Origin of the sequence: Diaphorobacter sp. HDW4B (assembly GCF_011305535.1) — a bacterium.
In the GTDB taxonomy this organism is placed as follows: Bacteria; Pseudomonadota; Gammaproteobacteria; order Burkholderiales; family Burkholderiaceae_C; genus Diaphorobacter_A.
In genome coordinates this window covers 1133754-1150578 of record NZ_CP049905.1, presented here as the reverse complement: position 1 = coordinate 1150578, position 16825 = coordinate 1133754, and the positions used below count along the sequence as shown (strand labels likewise).

The window sequence follows — 16825 nt, the reverse complement described above, 5'->3', positions numbered from 1 at the left end:
GAAGTGAGCCGCTATTTTCTCAAATGCGTTTACCCGTGCTCGCATCGAAGGCATGGATGCGATCGGGGCGTGGCGTGACATGGATGACGTCGCCCGCATTCGGCGTGAACTTGCCTTCTTCCACGCGCACGACGAGTTGTTCGTCGTCGTTGCCGCCTTGCACGCGGGCGTAGATCAGGCGTTCCGCACCCAGCAGTTCGACGGTGTCGACCACCAGCGCCCAGCCGGTGCCGGGGGTGATGTCCAGATGCTCGGGGCGAATGCCGAAGACGGTGCCGGGCTTGGCACCGGGGGCGTTCTTGAGCAGGTTCATCGGAGGCGAGCCGATGAAGCTTGCCACGAACGTGGAGGCGGGCGTGTGGTAGACCTCTTCGGGCGTGCCGAACTGTTCCATGCGGCCGCCGTTCATCACGATCATGCGCTGCGCGAGCGTCATGGCTTCGACCTGATCGTGGGTGACGAACAGGCTGGTGATGCCGAGCTGGTTGTGGCGTTTCTGGATTTCGATGCGGGTCTGCGCGCGCAGCTTGGCGTCGAGGTTGGACAGTGGTTCGTCGAACAGAAACACCTGCGGATTGCGCACGATGGCGCGGCCCATGGCCACGCGCTGGCGCTGGCCGCCGGAGAGCTGGCGCGGCTTGCGATCAAGCAGGTGCGCGAGTTCGAGAATCTTGGCTGCGCCATCGACGCGCTGCTTGATTTCGTCCACAGGCACGTTCTTGATCTTCAGGCCGTAGGCCATGTTGTCGAACACGCTCATGTGCGGATACAGAGCGTAGTTCTGGAACACCATGGCGATGTCGCGCTGTGCGGGTTCGAGGTCGTTGACCACGCGGCTGCCGATGGAGATCGTGCCGCCGGAGATTTCTTCGAGGCCCGCGACCATGCGCAGCAGCGTCGATTTGCCGCAGCCCGAGGGGCCGACGATGACGATGAATTCACCGTCCTTGATTTCTGCGTTCACGCCGTGGATGACGGGCACGGTTTGCTTGCCGGAGCCGTAGACCTTGACGACGTCTTTGAGTGAAATGGATGCCATGTTCGAAACTCTTTGAATGGGTTCTTGATGTATTGAAGTGCGGGTGAGGGCGTGTTCGGGGGGATTACTTTTCGGTATCCACCAGGCCCTTGACGAACCACTTCTGCATCAGGATCACGACCAGTGCGGGGGGCAGCATGGCGATGATGGTCGTCGCCATGGCAACGTTCCAGTCGATGGCCGCTTCACCGCCGCCAGCGACCATGCGCTTGATGCCGATGACCACGGGGTACATGTCTTCCGAGGTGGTCATGAGCAGCGGCCACAGGTACTGGTTCCAGCCGTAGATGAACTGGATCACGAACAGCGCGGCAATCGATGTCTTGGACAGCGGCACCAGCACGTCCTTGAAGAAGCGCATCGGGCCTGCGCCGTCGATGCGCGCGGCTTCGACGAGCTCGTCGGGCACCGTCAGGAAGAACTGGCGGAACAGGAACGTGGCCGTGGCCGATGCGATCAGCGGCAGCGTGAGACCCGCGTAGCTGTTGAGCAGACCCAGATCGGCCACCACCTTGTAGGTTGGCAGGATACGCACTTCGACCGGCAGCATCAGCGTCACGAAGATCAGCCAGAAGCACAGTTGCTTGAATGGAAAGCGGAAGTACACGATGGCGAACGCGGACAGCAGCGAGATCGCGATCTTGCCCACGGTGATGACCATGGCGGTCACGAAGCTCACCCACATCATGCGGATGAGGTCGGTGTTGGAGCCGAGCTTGCCGGAGCCGAACAGCGCTTCCTTGTAGCTCTCGAGCATGTTGGTGCCCGGCCAGAGCGGCATGGGTGCCTGCACGATTTCCTGTGCGGTGTGGGTGGAGGCGATGAGCGCCAGATAGATGGGGAAGGCCACGATGGCCACGCCGAGAATCATCACGGCGTGGGACAGCACATCGAGCCAGGGACGTCGGTCAATCATGCTCAGTACTGCACTTTCTTTTCAACATAACGGAACTGGATCACGGTCAGCGCGATGACGATGAACATCAGGATCACGGACTGCGCGGCCGAGCCGCCGAGGTCCAGCGCCTTGAAGCCGTCCAGATACACCTTGTAGACCAGAATCGTCGTGGACTGGCCGGGGCCGCCGTGCGTGGTCGCGTCGATGATGCCGAAGGTGTCGAAGAACGCGTAGACGATGTTGATCACCAGCAGGAAGAACGTGGTGGGCGACAAGAGCGGCAGTTGCACGTTCAGGAAACGACGCCAGGGACCGGCACCGTCGATGGAAGCGGCTTCGATGAGCGACTTCGGAATGGATTGCAGGCCCGCGAGGAAGAACAGGAAGTTGTAGGAAATCTGCTTCCACACCGCAGCCATCACGATCAGCGCCATGGCCTGGTTCTCGTTCATCAGGAAGTTCCAGTTGTAGCCGATGCGCTCCAGCGCATACGACACCACACCCAGCGACGGCGAGAACATGAACACCCACAGCACACCGGCAATCACCGGCGCGACCGCGTAGGGCACGATGAGCAGCGTCTTGTAGACCATCGCAAAACGCACGATGCGGTCAGCGAAGATGGCCAGCGCCAGCGAGACCAGGATGCCAACGCCCGCCACCAGCACCGAGAAGATGGCCGTGCGGTAGAACGATTCGAGGTACGAAGCGTCGTTGAACAGTTGAATGAAATTCTGCAGACCGACCCATTCCTTGCTCAGGCCGAATGCGTCTTCCACCTGGAAGGATTGCAAGATCGCCTGGGCCGCGGGCCAGAAAAAGAAGATGCCGATGATCGCCATCTGCGGTAGCAGCAGCAACCATGGCAGCCAGGCGGATCGGAAAAGGACTCGTTTTTCCATATGCCTTCAAAAACCAAAAAACCGCCGAGGCCTTTGTGAGACCACGGAGGTATGTGAAAAAGATGCGATTTCTCTCACGCCACCCGAGGGCGGCATGAGGGATTCGCGAGGATGACTAACGCCCGATCACTTGCCCTTGTTGGCCGCTTCGAAGCGAGCCAGCAGTTCGTCACCACGCTTGACGATGGAGTCCAGCGCGTCCTTCGGAGCCTTCTTGCCGGCCCACACCTGTTCGAGTTCTTCGTCCTCGATGGTGCGGATCTGCACGTAGTTGCCAAGGCGAATGCCGCGCGAGTTGTCGGTCACCTTGCGGACCATCTGGTTCACGGCGGTGTCGGTACCGGGGTTCTTCTGATAGAAGCCGGACTTCTCGGTCAGGTCAAACGATGCCATGGTGACTGGCAGGTAGCCGGTGCGCTGGTGGCTGGCGGCCTGCACCTTGGTCTGCGAGATGAACTCGAAGAACTTGGCAACGCCCTTGTATTCGGCAGGCTTCTTGCCAGCCATGACCCACAGCGAAGCACCGCCGATCACGGTATTCTGTGGAGCACCCTTGACGTCCGGGTAGTAAGGCAGTTGCGAGATGCCGTAGCCGAACTTGGCGTTCTTGGCCACGTCGCCGTAGAAGCCCGACGAGGTCTGGATCATCGCGCATTCACCCGACACGAACGAAGCCTGCGGCAGCGAGCCGCGACCCTTGTAGACGAATTCGCCTGCCTTGGCTGCCTTTTCGAGGTTCTCGATGTGGCGCACGTGCAGTGGCGAGTTGATCTTCATGCGGGCCTTGTAGCCGTTCTTGCTCAGACCGTTCTGCTCGGTGGCGAACTCGACGTTGTGCCAGGTGGAGAACGATTCGAGCTGCGTCCAGCCCATCCAGGCCAGCGTCATCGGGCAGCTGTGGCCGCTGGCCTTGAGCTTCTTGGCCGCTTCGAAGACTTCAGGCCAGGTCGCTGGCGCCTTGTCCGGGTTCAGGCCGGCCTTCTTGAAGGCGTCCTTGTTGTAGTAGAAAACGGTGGTCGAGCTGTTGAACGGGAAGCTCAGCATCTGGCCGTTGGGGGCTGTGTAGTACGACGCCACGGCAGGAATGTAGGCCTTGGGATCGAACGCCACGCCCGCATCGCTCAGCACCTTGGCGACCGGAACGGTCGCGCCCTTGGAGGCTTGCATGGTGGCCGTGCCCACTTCGAACACTTGCAGGATGTGGGGTGCGCCGCCCGAGCGGAACGCCGCCACGGCAGCGGTCATGGTTTCGTCGTAGGTGCCCTTGTAAGTGGGAACAACCTTGAATTCCTTCTGGCTTTCGTTGAACTGCTTGGCCAGGTCGTTGACCCATTCATTGTTCACGGCCGTCATCGCGTGCCACCACTGAATTTCGGTTTGTGCTTGCGCAGCAATACCAGTGGTCGCGACGAGAGTGGCCAAGGCCAGTTGCTTGATCCGCATGTAGGCTCCTAGGGGATATAAAGAGATGATTATTTGCGGCGAGATGGTAACTCGCCCAATGTGACAAGAAGATGTCGTTGTCGCACAGCAAGAAAACACTCACAACAGGGGAAATACGGTGAGCGATTGCGCTTGCATTGACTTTTGATAATGACAGTCACAAAGGAATGTCACCAATTGTGCTCCATTTTCGGCAGTGCAATTGTCATCGAAAAAGCAAGGTTTTGTGCAATGCACAATGCTGTGGGAAATGCGTACAGAAATGCGTGCATCAACGCAGATGTGCGACCGCTACGACCGCAACACAAGGGGATTGCCGTGAACGCCAAGACTTCGCTGGACAAAAGCAAGATCAAGTTTCTGCTGCTGGAGGGGATTCATCCGAGCGCGCTGGATGTGCTGCATGCCGCCGGTTACAGCAACATCGAGACACTCAAGGGCGCACTGCCCGACGAGGAACTCAAGCAGCGCATCGCCGATGTGCACTTTCTTGGCATCCGCTCCCGCACCCAGCTCACGGCCGACGTGCTGGCCCACGCGCACAAGCTCGTCGCCGTAGGGGCTTTCTGCATCGGCACCAACCAGATCGACCTGCAGGCCGCGCGCGAGCATGGTGTGGTGGCGTTCAACGCGCCGTATTCCAACACCCGTTCGGTGGCCGAGCTGGTGCTGGCCGAGGCGATCCTGTTGCTGCGCGGCATTCCAGCCAAGAATGCTGCAGTGCACCGTGGCGGCTGGAGCAAGAGCGCCGAGCATTCCTACGAGGCGCGCGGCAAGACGCTGGGCATTGTCGGCTACGGCTCCATCGGCACGCAGCTCTCGGTGCTGGCCGAGTCGCTGGGCATGAAGGTCATTTTTCATGACGTGGTCAGCAAGTTGCCGCTGGGCAACGCGCACCAGGCGGCCTCGCTCGACGACCTGCTCACGCACAGCGACATCGTCTCGCTGCACGTGCCCGAGCTGCCTTCGACGCAATGGATGATCGGCGCAGCGCAGATCGCGAAGATGAAGCCCGGCGCGATCCTGATCAACGCCTCGCGCGGCACGGTGGTCGAGATCGACGCGCTGGCCGAGGCGCTCAAGTCCGGTCATGTGGGTGGTGCGGCGGTGGACGTGTTCCCGGTCGAGCCGCGCTCGAACAACGAGGAATTCGAGTCGCCCCTGCGCGGTCTGGACAACGTGATTCTGACGCCGCACATCGGCGGATCGACGATGGAAGCGCAGGCCAATATCGGCCTGGAAGTGGCGGAAAAGCTGGTCAAGTTCAGCGACAACGGCACAACCACCTCGTCGGTGAATTTCCCCGAAGTGGCGTTGCCCGAACACGCGGGCAAGCACCGCCTGCTGCACATTCACCGCAACGTGCCGGGCGTGCTCTCGCAGATCAACCAGATTCTGTCGGACAACCAGATCAACATCTCCGCGCAGTACCTGCAGACCAACGACACGCTGGGCTATGTGGTGATCGATCTGGATGCCAAGTCGTCCGACCTGGCGCTGGAAAAACTCGCCAACGTGCCGGGCACCATCAAAAAGCGCGTGCTGTTCTGATGATGCCCTGGGCGATCCGGGTTCACTGCGACGCCAGTTGAACCTTGCCCGCCTGCACCACCTTGCCCCAGCGCGAGTAGTCGGTCCTGATCAGCGATGCGAACTCGGCGGGCGTGTTGTATTCCACGCTGATGCCGCGCTCCTGCAGATCGCTTTCGGTCTGCGGCGCGCGCGCAATGGTGTGCAGTTCACGCTGCAGCTTGGCCACGATGGGCGCGGGCGTGTTCGCCGGAACGACAACACCAAACCAGCCCGAACTCACGAAACTCGGCAGCCCGGCTTCCGGCGCGCTCGGCACATCGGGCAGCTGCGCAGAACGCTTGGCCGATGTCTGCACCAAACCCTGCAGCTTGCCCGCCTTGATCTGCGGAGCCAGCACGGTCAGCGTGTCGATGGCGAGATCGACCTCGCCGCCCAACGCGGCGGTGACCGCAGGCGCGCTGCCCTTGTAGGGCACATGCAGCAACTCGCTGCCCGAGAGGTTCTGCAGCAGCTCGCCAGTCAAGTGGCACAGCGTGCCGCTGCCGCAAGATGAGTAGGTCACCTTGCCCGGATTCGCCTTGGCGCGTGCCAGCAGTTCGGACAACGAGTTGATCTGCAACTTGGGATTGATCGCCACCACGTTGTGCACCGATGCCACCAGCGACACCGGCGTGAAGTCCTTCACCGGATCGAAACGCAGACCGCTTTGCAGATGCGGCAGCACGGTGAGCTGGCCGCTGGTTGCCAGCGACAGTGTGTAGCCATCGGGCGCGGAACGGGCCACATATTCGGCCGCAATCGCCGTGCCGGCACCGGCCTTGTTGTCCACGATCACTGGCTGCCCGAGCGCCTTGCTCAGCTTGTCGGCGTAGTAGCGGCCAATCGCATCCGCAGCACCGCCGGGTGGAAACGGCACGACCAGCTTGACTGGGCGCGAAGGCCAGTTGTCGGCGGCGGCGCTCAAGGGGTTCAACAAGGGCAGTGCGGCAGCCAGTGCGATGGCGGCAAATCGTAGAGGCTTCTTCAACATGAGTGGCAATCCTTGGTTCGTTCTTTTCAGAGCAGCCACGATAGGCAGCGAGCGGATTGCCGTGAACAAAGAAAAGCGCGCTTGCTTATGCGGTCTGTGCGCGAAGGACTCGTTTTTGCATATTCGGAAAACGCGGTTTCTTAGTTTGAAAACTTCGTGGTCGAAGTGGGTCGGTCAGTGCTTTGATCGCAGCCGTTTTCATCGAAGTTTGGCGACAGGAAGTTCATGTCAGTTCTATTGATTGCCGGGAGCCCGTCCGAGCGCTCCCGCTCCGCTACCTTGCTGGCCCATGTGGGGCAGCGCCTCGCGCAGCATCGCATTCACGCGGAGACTTTGAATATCCGCAATCTCGACGCACAGGCGCTGCTGCAGGCGCAGTTCGATCATCCCGATGTGGTCAAGGCCGCGCAGCAGGTGGCACATGCGAAAGTGATCGTGGTTGCAACGCCGGTCTACAAGGCGGCGTACAGCGGCGTGCTCAAGGTTTTTCTCGACTTGCTGCCGCAGACCGCGCTGCAAGGCAAGACGGTTTTGCCGCTTGCCACGGGTGGCAGTCCGCACCACATGCTGGCGCTTGATTACGCGTTGCGCCCAGTGCTGCAGGCGCTGGGCGCAAAGCAGATTCTCTCGGGCATCTACGCCACCGATGCGCAGGTCACGCATCTGCCCGAAGGCGGCGGTGTGCTGCACCCCGACGTCGCCAGCCGCGTGGATGTGGCCGTGCAGACGCTGTTGTCCGAGGCATTGAATGTGCGTGACGCATCGTTTGCGCCCGTTCGTTTCGAGCAGGTGCGTTTGAGTGTTTGAATGATCACAGATAAGGAGGAGTCTTCCATGAACGAGAACGAAAATTCGCATTCCAATGCGCGCCGAAATTGGCTGCGTGCGGCGGGCGCGGTCGCAGTGGCAGGAGCTGCTGGTGCAGTGGCTGGAAGAGTGTGGGCATCGGGGCCGCTCAAGCCCGTGAAGCTGGCCTGGAATGCGAACGCGATCTGTCTGTCCGCAGCGCCTGTGGCATTGGAGCGCGGCATCTTTGAAAAGCACGGGCTCAAGGTCGAACTGGTGAATTTCGCAGGTTCCACCGACCAGTTGCTCGAAGCCATTGCCACATCGAAGGCCGATGCGGGCGTGGGCATGATTCACCGCTGGATCAAACCGCTCGAATCGGGCTTTGACGTGAAGCTCGTGGGCAGCTCGCACGGCGGCTGCTCGCGGCTGGTGGGCTACGAACCGGCAGGCGTCAAGAGCATCGCGCAGCTCAAGGGCAAGACGATTGCGGTGTCCGATCTGAATGCGCCGGGCAAGAACTTTTTCTCGGTGTTGCTCGCCAAGGCGGGGCTCGATCCCGAACGCGACGTGCAGTGGCGGCAGTTCCCTGGCGACATGCTGGGCCTCGCGGTCGAAAAAGGCGAGGCACACGCGATTGCCGATGGGGATCCGAACCTGTTGCTGATCCAGCGCCGCACCAAGGGGCTGGTCGACCTCGCCACGAATCTCTCGGGCGAATACGCGGCCAAGACCTGCTGCGTGCTGGGCGTGAGCGGCGCAATGGTGCGCAATGACAAAGGCACTGCCGCAGCGCTCACGCGGGCGATTGTCGAAGCCTCGGACTTCGTGGCCGACAACCCAGCGGAGACCGCGCGCATCTACAGTCCGTACACGAAAGTGGCAGAGAGCGAACTGCGTGCCGTGCTCGCCACGCTCACGCACCGCAGTCACCCGGTCGGCAAGAGCTTGAAGGACGAAATCGAGTTCTATGCGCGCGACTTCAAATTGGTGAAGGTGCTCAAGCCCACGACCGATCCGGCACGCTTTGCATCGCATGTGTTTGCCGATGTGCTGACCTGATTTTGTCGTGGCAGCGGAGTGGGTGACGGGCGTTTTGGAGGGCATGCTGGCTGCGCAGTTGGCGCTGCGTGATGGCTTGCATGCGGTCGGCTTGACGCCCTTGGTTGCGGGCCAACCGCAGTGGCCGTTTGCCCATCGGCTGGCGGCGGAGATGATGTGGATCGATCCGGGCCACGCACGCCGCGTTGCGATCTCCGGCCTGTTCGTGGTGCTCGCCGTTTTTCTGCTGTTGGCGACCTTGTTTCGCGTGGGTTGGAAGGCGCGGCTGGGGCTGGTGTCGTCAGCCGCAGCCGCGCTGATTTTTGCGCCCGGGCCCGCCGAGCATCTGCTGTGGGCCGAGGCCACTCCCACCAGTCTGCACCGCAACGCATCGGACTTCAGCCCCGCCAATATTCTGCGCGGACAGGCTTTGTTCCAGCAGCATTGCCAGCAGTGCCATGGAGCAGACGCGCGCGGGGAGGGGCCGCAGGCGCACAAGCTGGCGATGTGGCCGCCGAATCTGGCGGGAGGCTTGCTCTGGAAGCGGCTTGACGGCGAGTTGTTCTGGCATGTGCGCCACGGCATGCGCAACGCACGCACGGGCAAGGAAACGATGCCGGGCATATCCGAGATTTCCATGACGGATGCCGACATCTGGAAGGTGCTCGACTACCTGCAGGCCAACGCTGCCGGGCAGACATTGCGCAGCGTGGGTGTGTGGGAGCGGCCCGTGCGTTTGCCGCGATTTCAAATGCGTTGCCGAAACGGTGGCGAGCGCAGCAGTGCCAGTTTGTCGGGGCAGCGTCTGTTGATTGCTTTGCCGTCCGATGATCGCGCTGCGCAGGCGGTCGAAGATCCGCGTTGGGTGAGCGTGGTGTTGGGTGGCGCAGCAGATGCCGAATGCGCCGCGCAGGATGATCAACTGCTGCCCGCATTGGCCTTGCTGCTCGGCGATTCGGAGCAAGGCGCGCGCGGCCAGCAACTGCTGGTGGATCGTGACGGTTGGCTGCGCGCGCGCTCCAAACCGGGGCTGTCTGCATGGTCGGTGGATGACCTGATCTGCCGCACGGAAAGCGGTGGAGCCAAGCCATCGACCAGCGCGAACGAGCAGGGCATCGACGCTTTGCTGCGCCGCATGGATGGCGATCCGGTGCGCTTGGTGCGCGCTGGTTTTCCGCATTGAAAACCGAACAAGCTAAGTCGTTTTTCTTCGTTGAATGAAGCGCGCTGCGACGGGATCATCGGGTCATTCTTTCAGACCTCACATTCGCTCAAGGAGAAACGCACATGCCCGTTCAGATCATCGGAATGATCCAGCCCCACGAAGTGTCCGAAACCGTGTCGCGCAAGGGGCCGGTGGTCGATCCGGCGTACGTGCGCACCTTTGCGCAGGCCCATGAATACGCAGGCTTTGATCGCGTGCTGGTGCCTGCAAGTTCCACGAGCCCCGACACGTTGCTCACCGTGGCCTATGCGGCGGCGGCCACGCAGAAGGTGAAGTTCCTGCTCGCGCATCGCCCCGGCTTTGTGGCGCCGACGCTGGCTGCGCGCCAGTTGGCAACGCTGGATCACTACACCAATGGCCGTGTGGCGGTTCACTACATCAGCGGCGGCTCGGACGTGGACCAGCAGCGCGATGGCGATTTTCTCAGCCACGATGAACGCTATGCGCGCACCGATGAATACCTCACCATCCTGCGCCGTGTGTGGACCGAAACCAAGCCCTTCGACCACGAAGGCAAGTACTACCAAGTCAAGGGCGCGGTGTCGGAAGTGAAGCCGCTGCAGCAGCCCATCGTGCCGATTTTCTTTGGTGGTGCGTCCGAGCCTGCACTCGAAGTGGCGGGCAAGCATGCCGATGTCTACGCGCTGTGGGGCGAGTCGCTTGCGCAGTCGGAAGACTTGGTGCGCCGCGTGCGTGCGCAGGCCGCGAAGCATGGTCGCAAGGTGGAGTTCAGCGTTTCGTTCCGCCCCATCATTGCAGAGACCGAAGAGCTGGCCTGGGAGAAGGCCGCGCAGATTCTGGAGGCCACGCAAAAGCAGCAGGTGCAGATCGCCCATTCGCGCGGTGCTGGGCCGCAGCAGAGCGAAGGTGCGCGCCGCTTGCTGGCTGATGCGGCCAAAGGTGATCGCGTGGACGAGCGTTTGTGGACCGCGATTGCGCGCGAGACCGGCGGGCGCAGCAATTCCACATCGCTGGTCGGCACGCCCGAGCAGGTGGCGGATGCGCTGCTCAAGTACTACGACCTCGGCATCACCACGTTCCTGATTCGCGGTTTCGATCCGCTGCTCGACACCATCGAGTATGGCCGCGAGTTGATTCCGCTGATCCGCCAGAAGGTGGCCGAGCGCGATGCGCTCAAGGCGGCGAGCACCGAACGCAAGGCGGCCTGAAGATGAACGCGTCGCTCAGTTGGGGAGATACCGCGCGCGTGCTGGCGGCGGAGTTCGGGCGGCGTGCGGCGGCGCATGACCGTGATGGCACGTTTCCGCATGAAAACTTTGCCGACCTGCACACAGCCGGGCTGCTCGCGCTGGCCGCGCCGCGCGCCTTGGGCGGGCAGGGCGCGTCGAGCACCCAACTGGCCGAGGTGATTGGTGCGATTGGCTACGGCTGCCCCGCGACCGCGCTGGTGCTGAGCATGCAGTACATCCAGCAGCGGCAGGCGGCGCGCGCCGGTTCGCCCTGGCCCGAGGCGCTGGCGCGGCGATTGGTCAAGGATGCTGTCGAACGCGGCGCGCTGATCAACGCCTTGCGGGTCGAGCCCGAACTCGGATCGCCCGCGCGTGGCGGTCTTCCGGCGACAGTCGCCACCAAGACCCCGGACGGCTGGCGGATTTCCGGGCGCAAGATCTATTCGACGGGTGCTCCGGTGCTCAAGTGGCTGGCCGTGTGGGCGCGAACGGACGAGGCGACTCCGCGTGTCGGCACCTTTCTGGTCCGCGCGGACGACCCGGGCGTGCTGATCGAGGAGACCTGGGATCACCTCGGCCTGCGCTCCAGCGGCAGCCACGATGTGGTGCTCGACGGAGTGCTCACTCCGGCGGATCACGCAGTCGGGCTGGTGTTGCCCGGCGAAGTGCCCGCCAAGGACGGCGCTTTCCAAGCCGAGATGACCTTGCTGCTGGGTGCGCTCTACAACGGCGTGGCGCGGGCTGCGCGCGACTGGCTGGTGGCTTTTCTGAACCAGCGCGTGCCGTCCAGTCTGGGCGCGTCGCTGGCGACTCTGCCGCGATTTCAGGAGTCGGTCGGGCGCATCGAAGGGCTTTTGCTGTCCAACCGTGTTCTGCTGGAGCGGCTGGCGTCCGATCTGGACAGCGGCGCGGGCGCGTCGGTCGTGGAGGCGGGCTTGGCCAAGAATCTGCTCATGGCGCAGGCGATTGCCGTGGTGCAGGACGCGCTGGCGCTCACCAGCAATCACGGCCTCTCGCGCCATAACCCGCTGGAGCGGCATCTGCGCGATGTCCTTTGTGGCCGTGTGCATACGCCTCAGGAAGACAGTGTTTTTGTCTCGGCGGGGCGTTTTGCGCTGGAAACCGGGCGCTGAAGCCGTGTTTTGTGGGTTTTTTGCAAGGCCCGGGCCATCAATTTTCGGCCTTAAACATGTATAGATTGCCATGGCTCTTGCCGCAGTGCAGCGGGAAGTAACGGGCTGTCATAAAATCGCACCCCCGAGGCACGCGGGCTGCCGGTTTCAGGCGGCCTGCCCATCCAGGCGAATACCCCATGAATGTTCCGATTGCGCTGGCTGCCCTGCAGGCGCAGGGCGAAGAGCCCACCCGTTTGCGTGAGATTCCGTACAACTACACCTCGTTCTCCGATCGCGAAATCGTGATCCGGTTGCTGGGCGCGTCCGCTTGGGGCGTGCTGGACCAGCTGCGCCGCGAACGTCGCACGGGCCGATCTGCCCGCATGCTGTACGAAGTGCTCGGCGATATCTGGGTGGTTCAGCGCAATCCCTACCTGCAGGACGACCTGCTGGACAACCCCAACCGCCGCAAGATGCTGGTCGATGCGCTCACGCACCGTCTGACCGAAATCGAAAAGCGCCGCCAGCCCAAGGAAGACGCCGAGCGCGATCGTCTGGTCGGCATTCTGGTGACGGCTGCACGCCGCGCGATCGACGAGTTCGATTCGACGCTGGTCGAGGCCGGCGAGCTGCGCAAGAAGGTGCAAAAGCGCCTTGGCAAGCACACGGCCAAGGACAACATCAAGTTCGACGGCCTCTCGCGCGTGTCGCACGTGACCGACGCGACCGACTGGCGCGTGGAATATCCGTTCGTGGTGCTCACGCCGGACACCGAGGCCGAAATGGCTGAACTGGTGCGTGCCTGCATCGAACTCGAACTGACCATCATCCCGCGCGGAGGCGGCACCGGCTACACCGGCGGCGCGATTCCGCTGACATGGCGCAGCGCGGTGATCAACACCGAAAAGCTCGAAGCCATGACCGAGGTCGAGATGCGCAGCCTGCCGGGCGTGGACCGCGAAGTCGGCACGATCTGGACGGAAGCGGGCGTCGTCACGCAGCGCGTGGCCGATGCGGCCGAGCGCTCGGGCTTTGTGTTTGCGGTCGATCCAACCTCGGCCGAAGCGTCGTGCGTAGGCGGCAACATCGCCATGAACGCGGGCGGCAAGAAGGCCGTTCTGTGGGGCACGGCGCTCGACAATCTGGCGAGCTGGCGCATGGTCACGCCGAATGCGGAATGGCTGGAAGTCACCCGCGTCGGCCACAACCTGGGCAAGATCCACGACGCCGAAATGGCGAGCTTCGATCTGCAGTATTTCGCTGCCGACGGCCGCACGCCGCTGCGCAACGAACGCCTCGACATTCCCGGCCACACTTTCCGCAAGGAAGGTCTGGGCAAGGACGTGACCGACAAGTTCCTCTCGGGCCTGCCGGGCGTGCAAAAGGAAGGCACGGATGGCCTGATCACCAGCGCACGCTGGATCGTGCACCGCATGCCCGACCACACGCGCACCGTGTGTCTGGAGTTCTTTGGCAATGCCAAGGACGCCGTGCCGAGCATCGTCGAGATCAAGGACTTCATGTTCGCCGAGCAGAACCGCTCGGGCGTGCTGCTGGCCGGTCTGGAACATCTGGACGACCGCTACCTGAAGGCTGTGGGCTACGCCACCAAGAGCAAGAAGGGCAACGGCCACTTGCCCAAGATGGTGCTGATCGGTGACATCGTGGGCGACAACGCCGACGACGTGGCGCAGGCGACTGCCGAAGTCGTTCGCATTGCCAACTCGCGCAACGGCGAAGGCTTCATCGCCGTGAGCGCCGAGGCGCGCAAGAAGTTCTGGCTCGATCGCAAGCGCACCGCCGCGATCAGCCGCCACACCAACGCCTTCAAGATCAACGAAGACGTGGTGATCCCGCTGCCGCGCATGTGGGAGTACACGGACGGCATCGAGCGCATCAACATCGAACTGTCGCTGCGCAACAAGCTCAAGCTGTGCGATGCGCTCGAAGAGTTCTTCGCACGCGGCAATCTGCCGCTGGGCAAGCAGGACGATGCGGGCGAAATTCCGTCAGCCGAACTGCTCGAAGACCGCGTGGCGCAAGCGCTGGCGCAGGTCGCCGAGGTGCGTGCGCTGTGGCAGGACTGGCTGAACAACGTCGAGACGCTGTTCCCGCAACTGCAGGACCACACGCTGCGCGCAAGCTGGAAAACGCAGATCAAGGCACCGCTCGCGCTGATCTTCAATGGCGCGCCGTTCCAGCCGATCCTCGCGGAAGTCAATGCGATCCACAAGCGCGTGCTCAAGGGCCGTGTGTGGGTGGCGCTGCACATGCACGCGGGCGACGGCAACGTGCACACCAACATCCCCGTCAACAGCGATGACTACGACATGCTGCAGACCGCGCACGAAGCGGTGGCCCGCATCATGGTGCTGGCGCGTCGTCTGGACGGCGTGATCTCGGGCGAGCACGGCATCGGCATCACCAAGCTGGAATTTTTGACGGACGAAGAGTTGGCCCCGTTTGCCGACTACAAGCGCCGCGTGGATCCGCATGGCCGCTTCAACCGTGGCAAGCTGATCCGCAACACCGAGCAGTTGCAGGCCGATCAGAACAAGCTGCAATCCGAGCCAGCGCATGCGCACTCGCGCGCTTCGCTGATGTTTGCCGATCTGACCAATGCCTACACGCCGTCGTTCGGCCTGATGGGCCACGAGTCGCTGATCATGCAGCAGAGCGACATCGGCGCGATTGCCGATTCGGTCAAGGACTGCCTGCGCTGCGGCAAGTGCAAGCCGGTGTGCGCCACGCACGTGCCGCGCGCCAATCTGCTGTACAGCCCGCGCAACAAGATTCTGGCGACTTCGCTGCTGGTCGAAGCCTTTCTGTACGAAGAGCAGACGCGCCGTGGCGTGTCGATCAAGCACTGGCAGGAATTCGAGGACGTGTCGGACCACTGCACGGTCTGCCACAAGTGCTACACGCCTTGCCCGGTCAAGATCGACTTCGGCGACGTGACCATGAACATGCGCAACCTGTTGCGCAAGATGGGCAAGAAGAGCTTCCGTCCGGGCAACAAGATGGCCATGGCGATGCTCAACGCGACCAATCCCGACACCATCAAGTTCATGCGTGGCGCGATGGTCAACGTCGGCTTCAAGGCGCAACGCGCGGCGGTGGACCTGTTCCACGCCGTGGCCAAGAAGCAGACCGCGCATCCGCCAGCCACCGTGGGCGCTCCGCCGCTCAAGGAAGAGATCATCCACTTCGTCAACAAGAAGTTGCCGGGTGGTCTGCCCAAGCGCACCGCGCGTGCCTTGCTCGACATCGAGAACAAGGACTACGTGCCGATCATCCGCGACCCCAAGACTACCAACTCGGAAACCGAAGCGGTGTTCTACTTCCCCGGTTGCGGCTCGGAGCGTCTGTTCAGCCAGGTGGGATTGGCAACCCAGGCCATGCTCTGGCACGCTGGCGTGCAGACCGTGCTGCCACCGGGCTATCTGTGCTGCGGTTATCCGCAACGCGGCTCGGGCCAGTTCGACGTGGCCGAGAAGATGATCACCGACAACCGCGTGCTGTTCCACCGCGTGGCCAACACGCTGAACTACCTCGACATCAAGACCGTGGTGGTGAGCTGCGGTACCTGCTACGACCAGCTGCAGGGCTACCAGTTCGACAAGATCTTCCCCGGCTGCCGCATCATCGACATCCACGAGTACCTGTTGGAGAAGGGCATCACGCTGCAAGGCAAGGGCTCGTACCTGTACCACGATCCTTGCCACACGCCGATGAAACTGCAGGAGCCGATGAAGACCGTGAAGGCGCTGGTCGGCGACAACGTTCTGAAGAGCGAGCGCTGCTGCGGCGAATCGGGCACATTGGGCGTGACGCGCCCGGACATCTCCACGCAGATCCGCTTCCGCAAGACCGAGGAAATCCGCAAGGGCGAAGCCGTGCTGCGCGAATCGGGCAATGTGGCGGCCAAGGACAACGTGAAGATTCTCACGAGCTGCCCAAGCTGCCTGCAAGGTCTGAACCGCTATCAGGACGACCTGCAGAACGGCCTGCTCGAAGCGGATTACATCGTCGTCGAAATGGCGCGTGAAATCCTCGGCGAGAACTGGATGCCCGACTACGTCAAGCGCGCCAACGAAGGCGGCATCGAACGGGTGCTGGTATGACGACCACCGCTGCGCAATGCGTGCTCTGCGCGCAGGACGGCGGTGCGCTGATCTGGCGCGGCGAGAAGCTGCGCCTGATCCGCGCAGTGGAAGAGGGCTTCCCGGCCTTCTACCGCGTGATCTGGAACGCGCATGCGGCCGAGCTGTCCGATCTGTCGGACGATGACCGCAATCTCTGCATGAAGGCGGTGGCGGCGGTCGAGCGCGTGATGCGCGACACGCTTGCGCCCACCAAGATCAATCTGGCCGCGCTTGGCAACATGGTGCCGCACCTGCACTGGCACGTGATCGCGCGCTTCGATTGGGACAGCCATTTCCCCGCGTCGGTCTGGGCCAACGCGCAACGTCCGCGCAATGCGGACAAGGAAGCCGCAGTGGCGGCACAATTGAGCCTGCTCGACGCGCAGCTGGCCGAACGCCTGTCCGCGCAGTTCGGCTGATTTTTCCGGCGGGCCGGTTTTCGAACTTGGCCCGTCCTTGCAACTCTTTCCAGGGTGAT

At 62.6% G+C, this 16825-nt stretch carries 13 protein-coding genes; 8 read left to right on the top strand and 5 right to left on the bottom strand.

Annotation, left to right across the window (positions count from 1 at the left end; translation table 11 throughout):
• Positions 1-19: 19 nt before the first annotated feature.
• From ugpC to ugpB, 4 genes are all read right to left on the bottom strand, one after another.
• Complete coding sequence (ugpC, locus tag G7048_RS05495; RefSeq protein ID WP_166067170.1) at positions 20-1039, bottom strand: sn-glycerol-3-phosphate ABC transporter ATP-binding protein UgpC; 1020 nt, start codon at positions 1037-1039, stop codon at positions 20-22.
• A 64-nt stretch (positions 1040-1103) separates the two neighbouring features.
• Positions 1104-1955, bottom strand: coding sequence for a sn-glycerol-3-phosphate ABC transporter permease UgpE (gene ugpE, locus G7048_RS05490; protein ID WP_166067169.1), 852 nt, complete (start codon positions 1953-1955; stop codon positions 1104-1106).
• A 2-nt stretch (positions 1956-1957) separates the two neighbouring features.
• Positions 1958-2839: a sn-glycerol-3-phosphate ABC transporter permease UgpA gene (gene ugpA / locus G7048_RS05485; RefSeq protein WP_166067168.1), complete on the bottom strand. Its 882-nt coding sequence runs from the start codon at positions 2837-2839 to the stop codon at positions 1958-1960.
• Positions 2840-2965: 126 nt separating this feature from the next.
• Complete coding sequence (gene ugpB, locus G7048_RS05480; RefSeq protein ID WP_166067167.1) at positions 2966-4282, bottom strand: sn-glycerol-3-phosphate ABC transporter substrate-binding protein UgpB; 1317 nt, start codon at positions 4280-4282, stop codon at positions 2966-2968.
• A 318-nt stretch (positions 4283-4600) separates the two neighbouring features.
• On the opposite strand from ugpB, the gene serA reads away from it, so the two are divergent.
• Positions 4601-5833, top strand: a complete 1233-nt coding sequence (serA, locus tag G7048_RS05475; protein WP_240933178.1) for a phosphoglycerate dehydrogenase — start codon at positions 4601-4603, stop codon at positions 5831-5833.
• A gap of 22 nt (positions 5834-5855) precedes the next feature.
• On the opposite strand, the gene G7048_RS05470 is transcribed toward serA, so the two are convergent.
• On the bottom strand, positions 5856-6845 hold the full coding sequence (locus G7048_RS05470; RefSeq protein ID WP_166067165.1) for a tripartite tricarboxylate transporter substrate binding protein: 990 nt from the start codon (positions 6843-6845) through the stop codon (positions 5856-5858).
• Between the two features lie 225 nt (positions 6846-7070).
• On the opposite strand from G7048_RS05470, the gene ssuE reads away from it, so the two are divergent.
• The 7 genes from ssuE to G7048_RS05435 all read left to right on the top strand — a co-directional run bounded on the left by ssuE (position 7071) and on the right by G7048_RS05435 (position 16766).
• Entirely contained in the window at positions 7071-7652 is a 582-nt protein-coding gene (gene ssuE / locus G7048_RS05465; RefSeq protein WP_166067164.1) for an NADPH-dependent FMN reductase, read from the top strand.
• A gap of 27 nt (positions 7653-7679) precedes the next feature.
• Positions 7680-8693: an ABC transporter substrate-binding protein gene (locus G7048_RS05460; RefSeq protein ID WP_166067162.1), complete on the top strand. Its 1014-nt coding sequence runs from the start codon at positions 7680-7682 to the stop codon at positions 8691-8693.
• Between the two features lie 22 nt (positions 8694-8715).
• Positions 8716-9855 carry a cytochrome c gene (locus tag G7048_RS05455; RefSeq protein WP_240933177.1) on the top strand — a complete coding sequence of 380 codons (1140 nt, stop codon included), beginning with the start codon at positions 8716-8718 and terminating at the stop codon, positions 9853-9855.
• A 104-nt stretch (positions 9856-9959) separates the two neighbouring features.
• Positions 9960-11066: an LLM class flavin-dependent oxidoreductase gene (locus G7048_RS05450; RefSeq protein ID WP_166067161.1), complete on the top strand. Its 1107-nt coding sequence runs from the start codon at positions 9960-9962 to the stop codon at positions 11064-11066.
• A gap of 2 nt (positions 11067-11068) precedes the next feature.
• Positions 11069-12220 (top strand): acyl-CoA dehydrogenase family protein, encoded by a 1152-nt coding sequence (locus G7048_RS05445; protein ID WP_166067160.1) that lies wholly within the window; start codon positions 11069-11071, stop codon positions 12218-12220.
• A 179-nt stretch (positions 12221-12399) separates the two neighbouring features.
• Entirely contained in the window at positions 12400-16326 is a 3927-nt protein-coding gene (locus G7048_RS05440; RefSeq protein WP_166067159.1) for an FAD/FMN-binding oxidoreductase, read from the top strand.
• Positions 16323-16766, top strand: coding sequence for an HIT family protein (locus G7048_RS05435; protein WP_166067158.1), 444 nt, complete (start codon positions 16323-16325; stop codon positions 16764-16766). Before G7048_RS05440 ends, G7048_RS05435 begins: the two co-directional genes overlap by 4 nt.
• Positions 16767-16825 lie beyond the last annotated feature (59 nt).

Coding starts and splice junctions, on each gene's coding strand:
- ugpC (WP_166067170.1), bottom strand. CDS start 1,039: ATGGCATCCATTTCACTCAAAGACGTCGTCAAGGTCTACGGCTCCGGC.
- ugpE (WP_166067169.1), bottom strand. CDS start 1,955: ATGATTGACCGACGTCCCTGGCTCGATGTGCTGTCCCACGCCGTGATG.
- ugpA (WP_166067168.1), bottom strand. CDS start 2,839: ATGGAAAAACGAGTCCTTTTCCGATCCGCCTGGCTGCCATGGTTGCTG.
- ugpB (WP_166067167.1), bottom strand. CDS start 4,282: ATGCGGATCAAGCAACTGGCCTTGGCCACTCTCGTCGCGACCACTGGT.
- G7048_RS05470 (WP_166067165.1), bottom strand. CDS start 6,845: ATGTTGAAGAAGCCTCTACGATTTGCCGCCATCGCACTGGCTGCCGCA.
- ssuE (WP_166067164.1), top strand. CDS start 7,071: ATGTCAGTTCTATTGATTGCCGGGAGCCCGTCCGAGCGCTCCCGCTCC.
- G7048_RS05460 (WP_166067162.1), top strand. CDS start 7,680: ATGAACGAGAACGAAAATTCGCATTCCAATGCGCGCCGAAATTGGCTG.
- G7048_RS05450 (WP_166067161.1), top strand. CDS start 9,960: ATGCCCGTTCAGATCATCGGAATGATCCAGCCCCACGAAGTGTCCGAA.
- G7048_RS05445 (WP_166067160.1), top strand. CDS start 11,069: ATGAACGCGTCGCTCAGTTGGGGAGATACCGCGCGCGTGCTGGCGGCG.
- G7048_RS05440 (WP_166067159.1), top strand. CDS start 12,400: ATGAATGTTCCGATTGCGCTGGCTGCCCTGCAGGCGCAGGGCGAAGAG.
- G7048_RS05435 (WP_166067158.1), top strand. CDS start 16,323: ATGACGACCACCGCTGCGCAATGCGTGCTCTGCGCGCAGGACGGCGGT.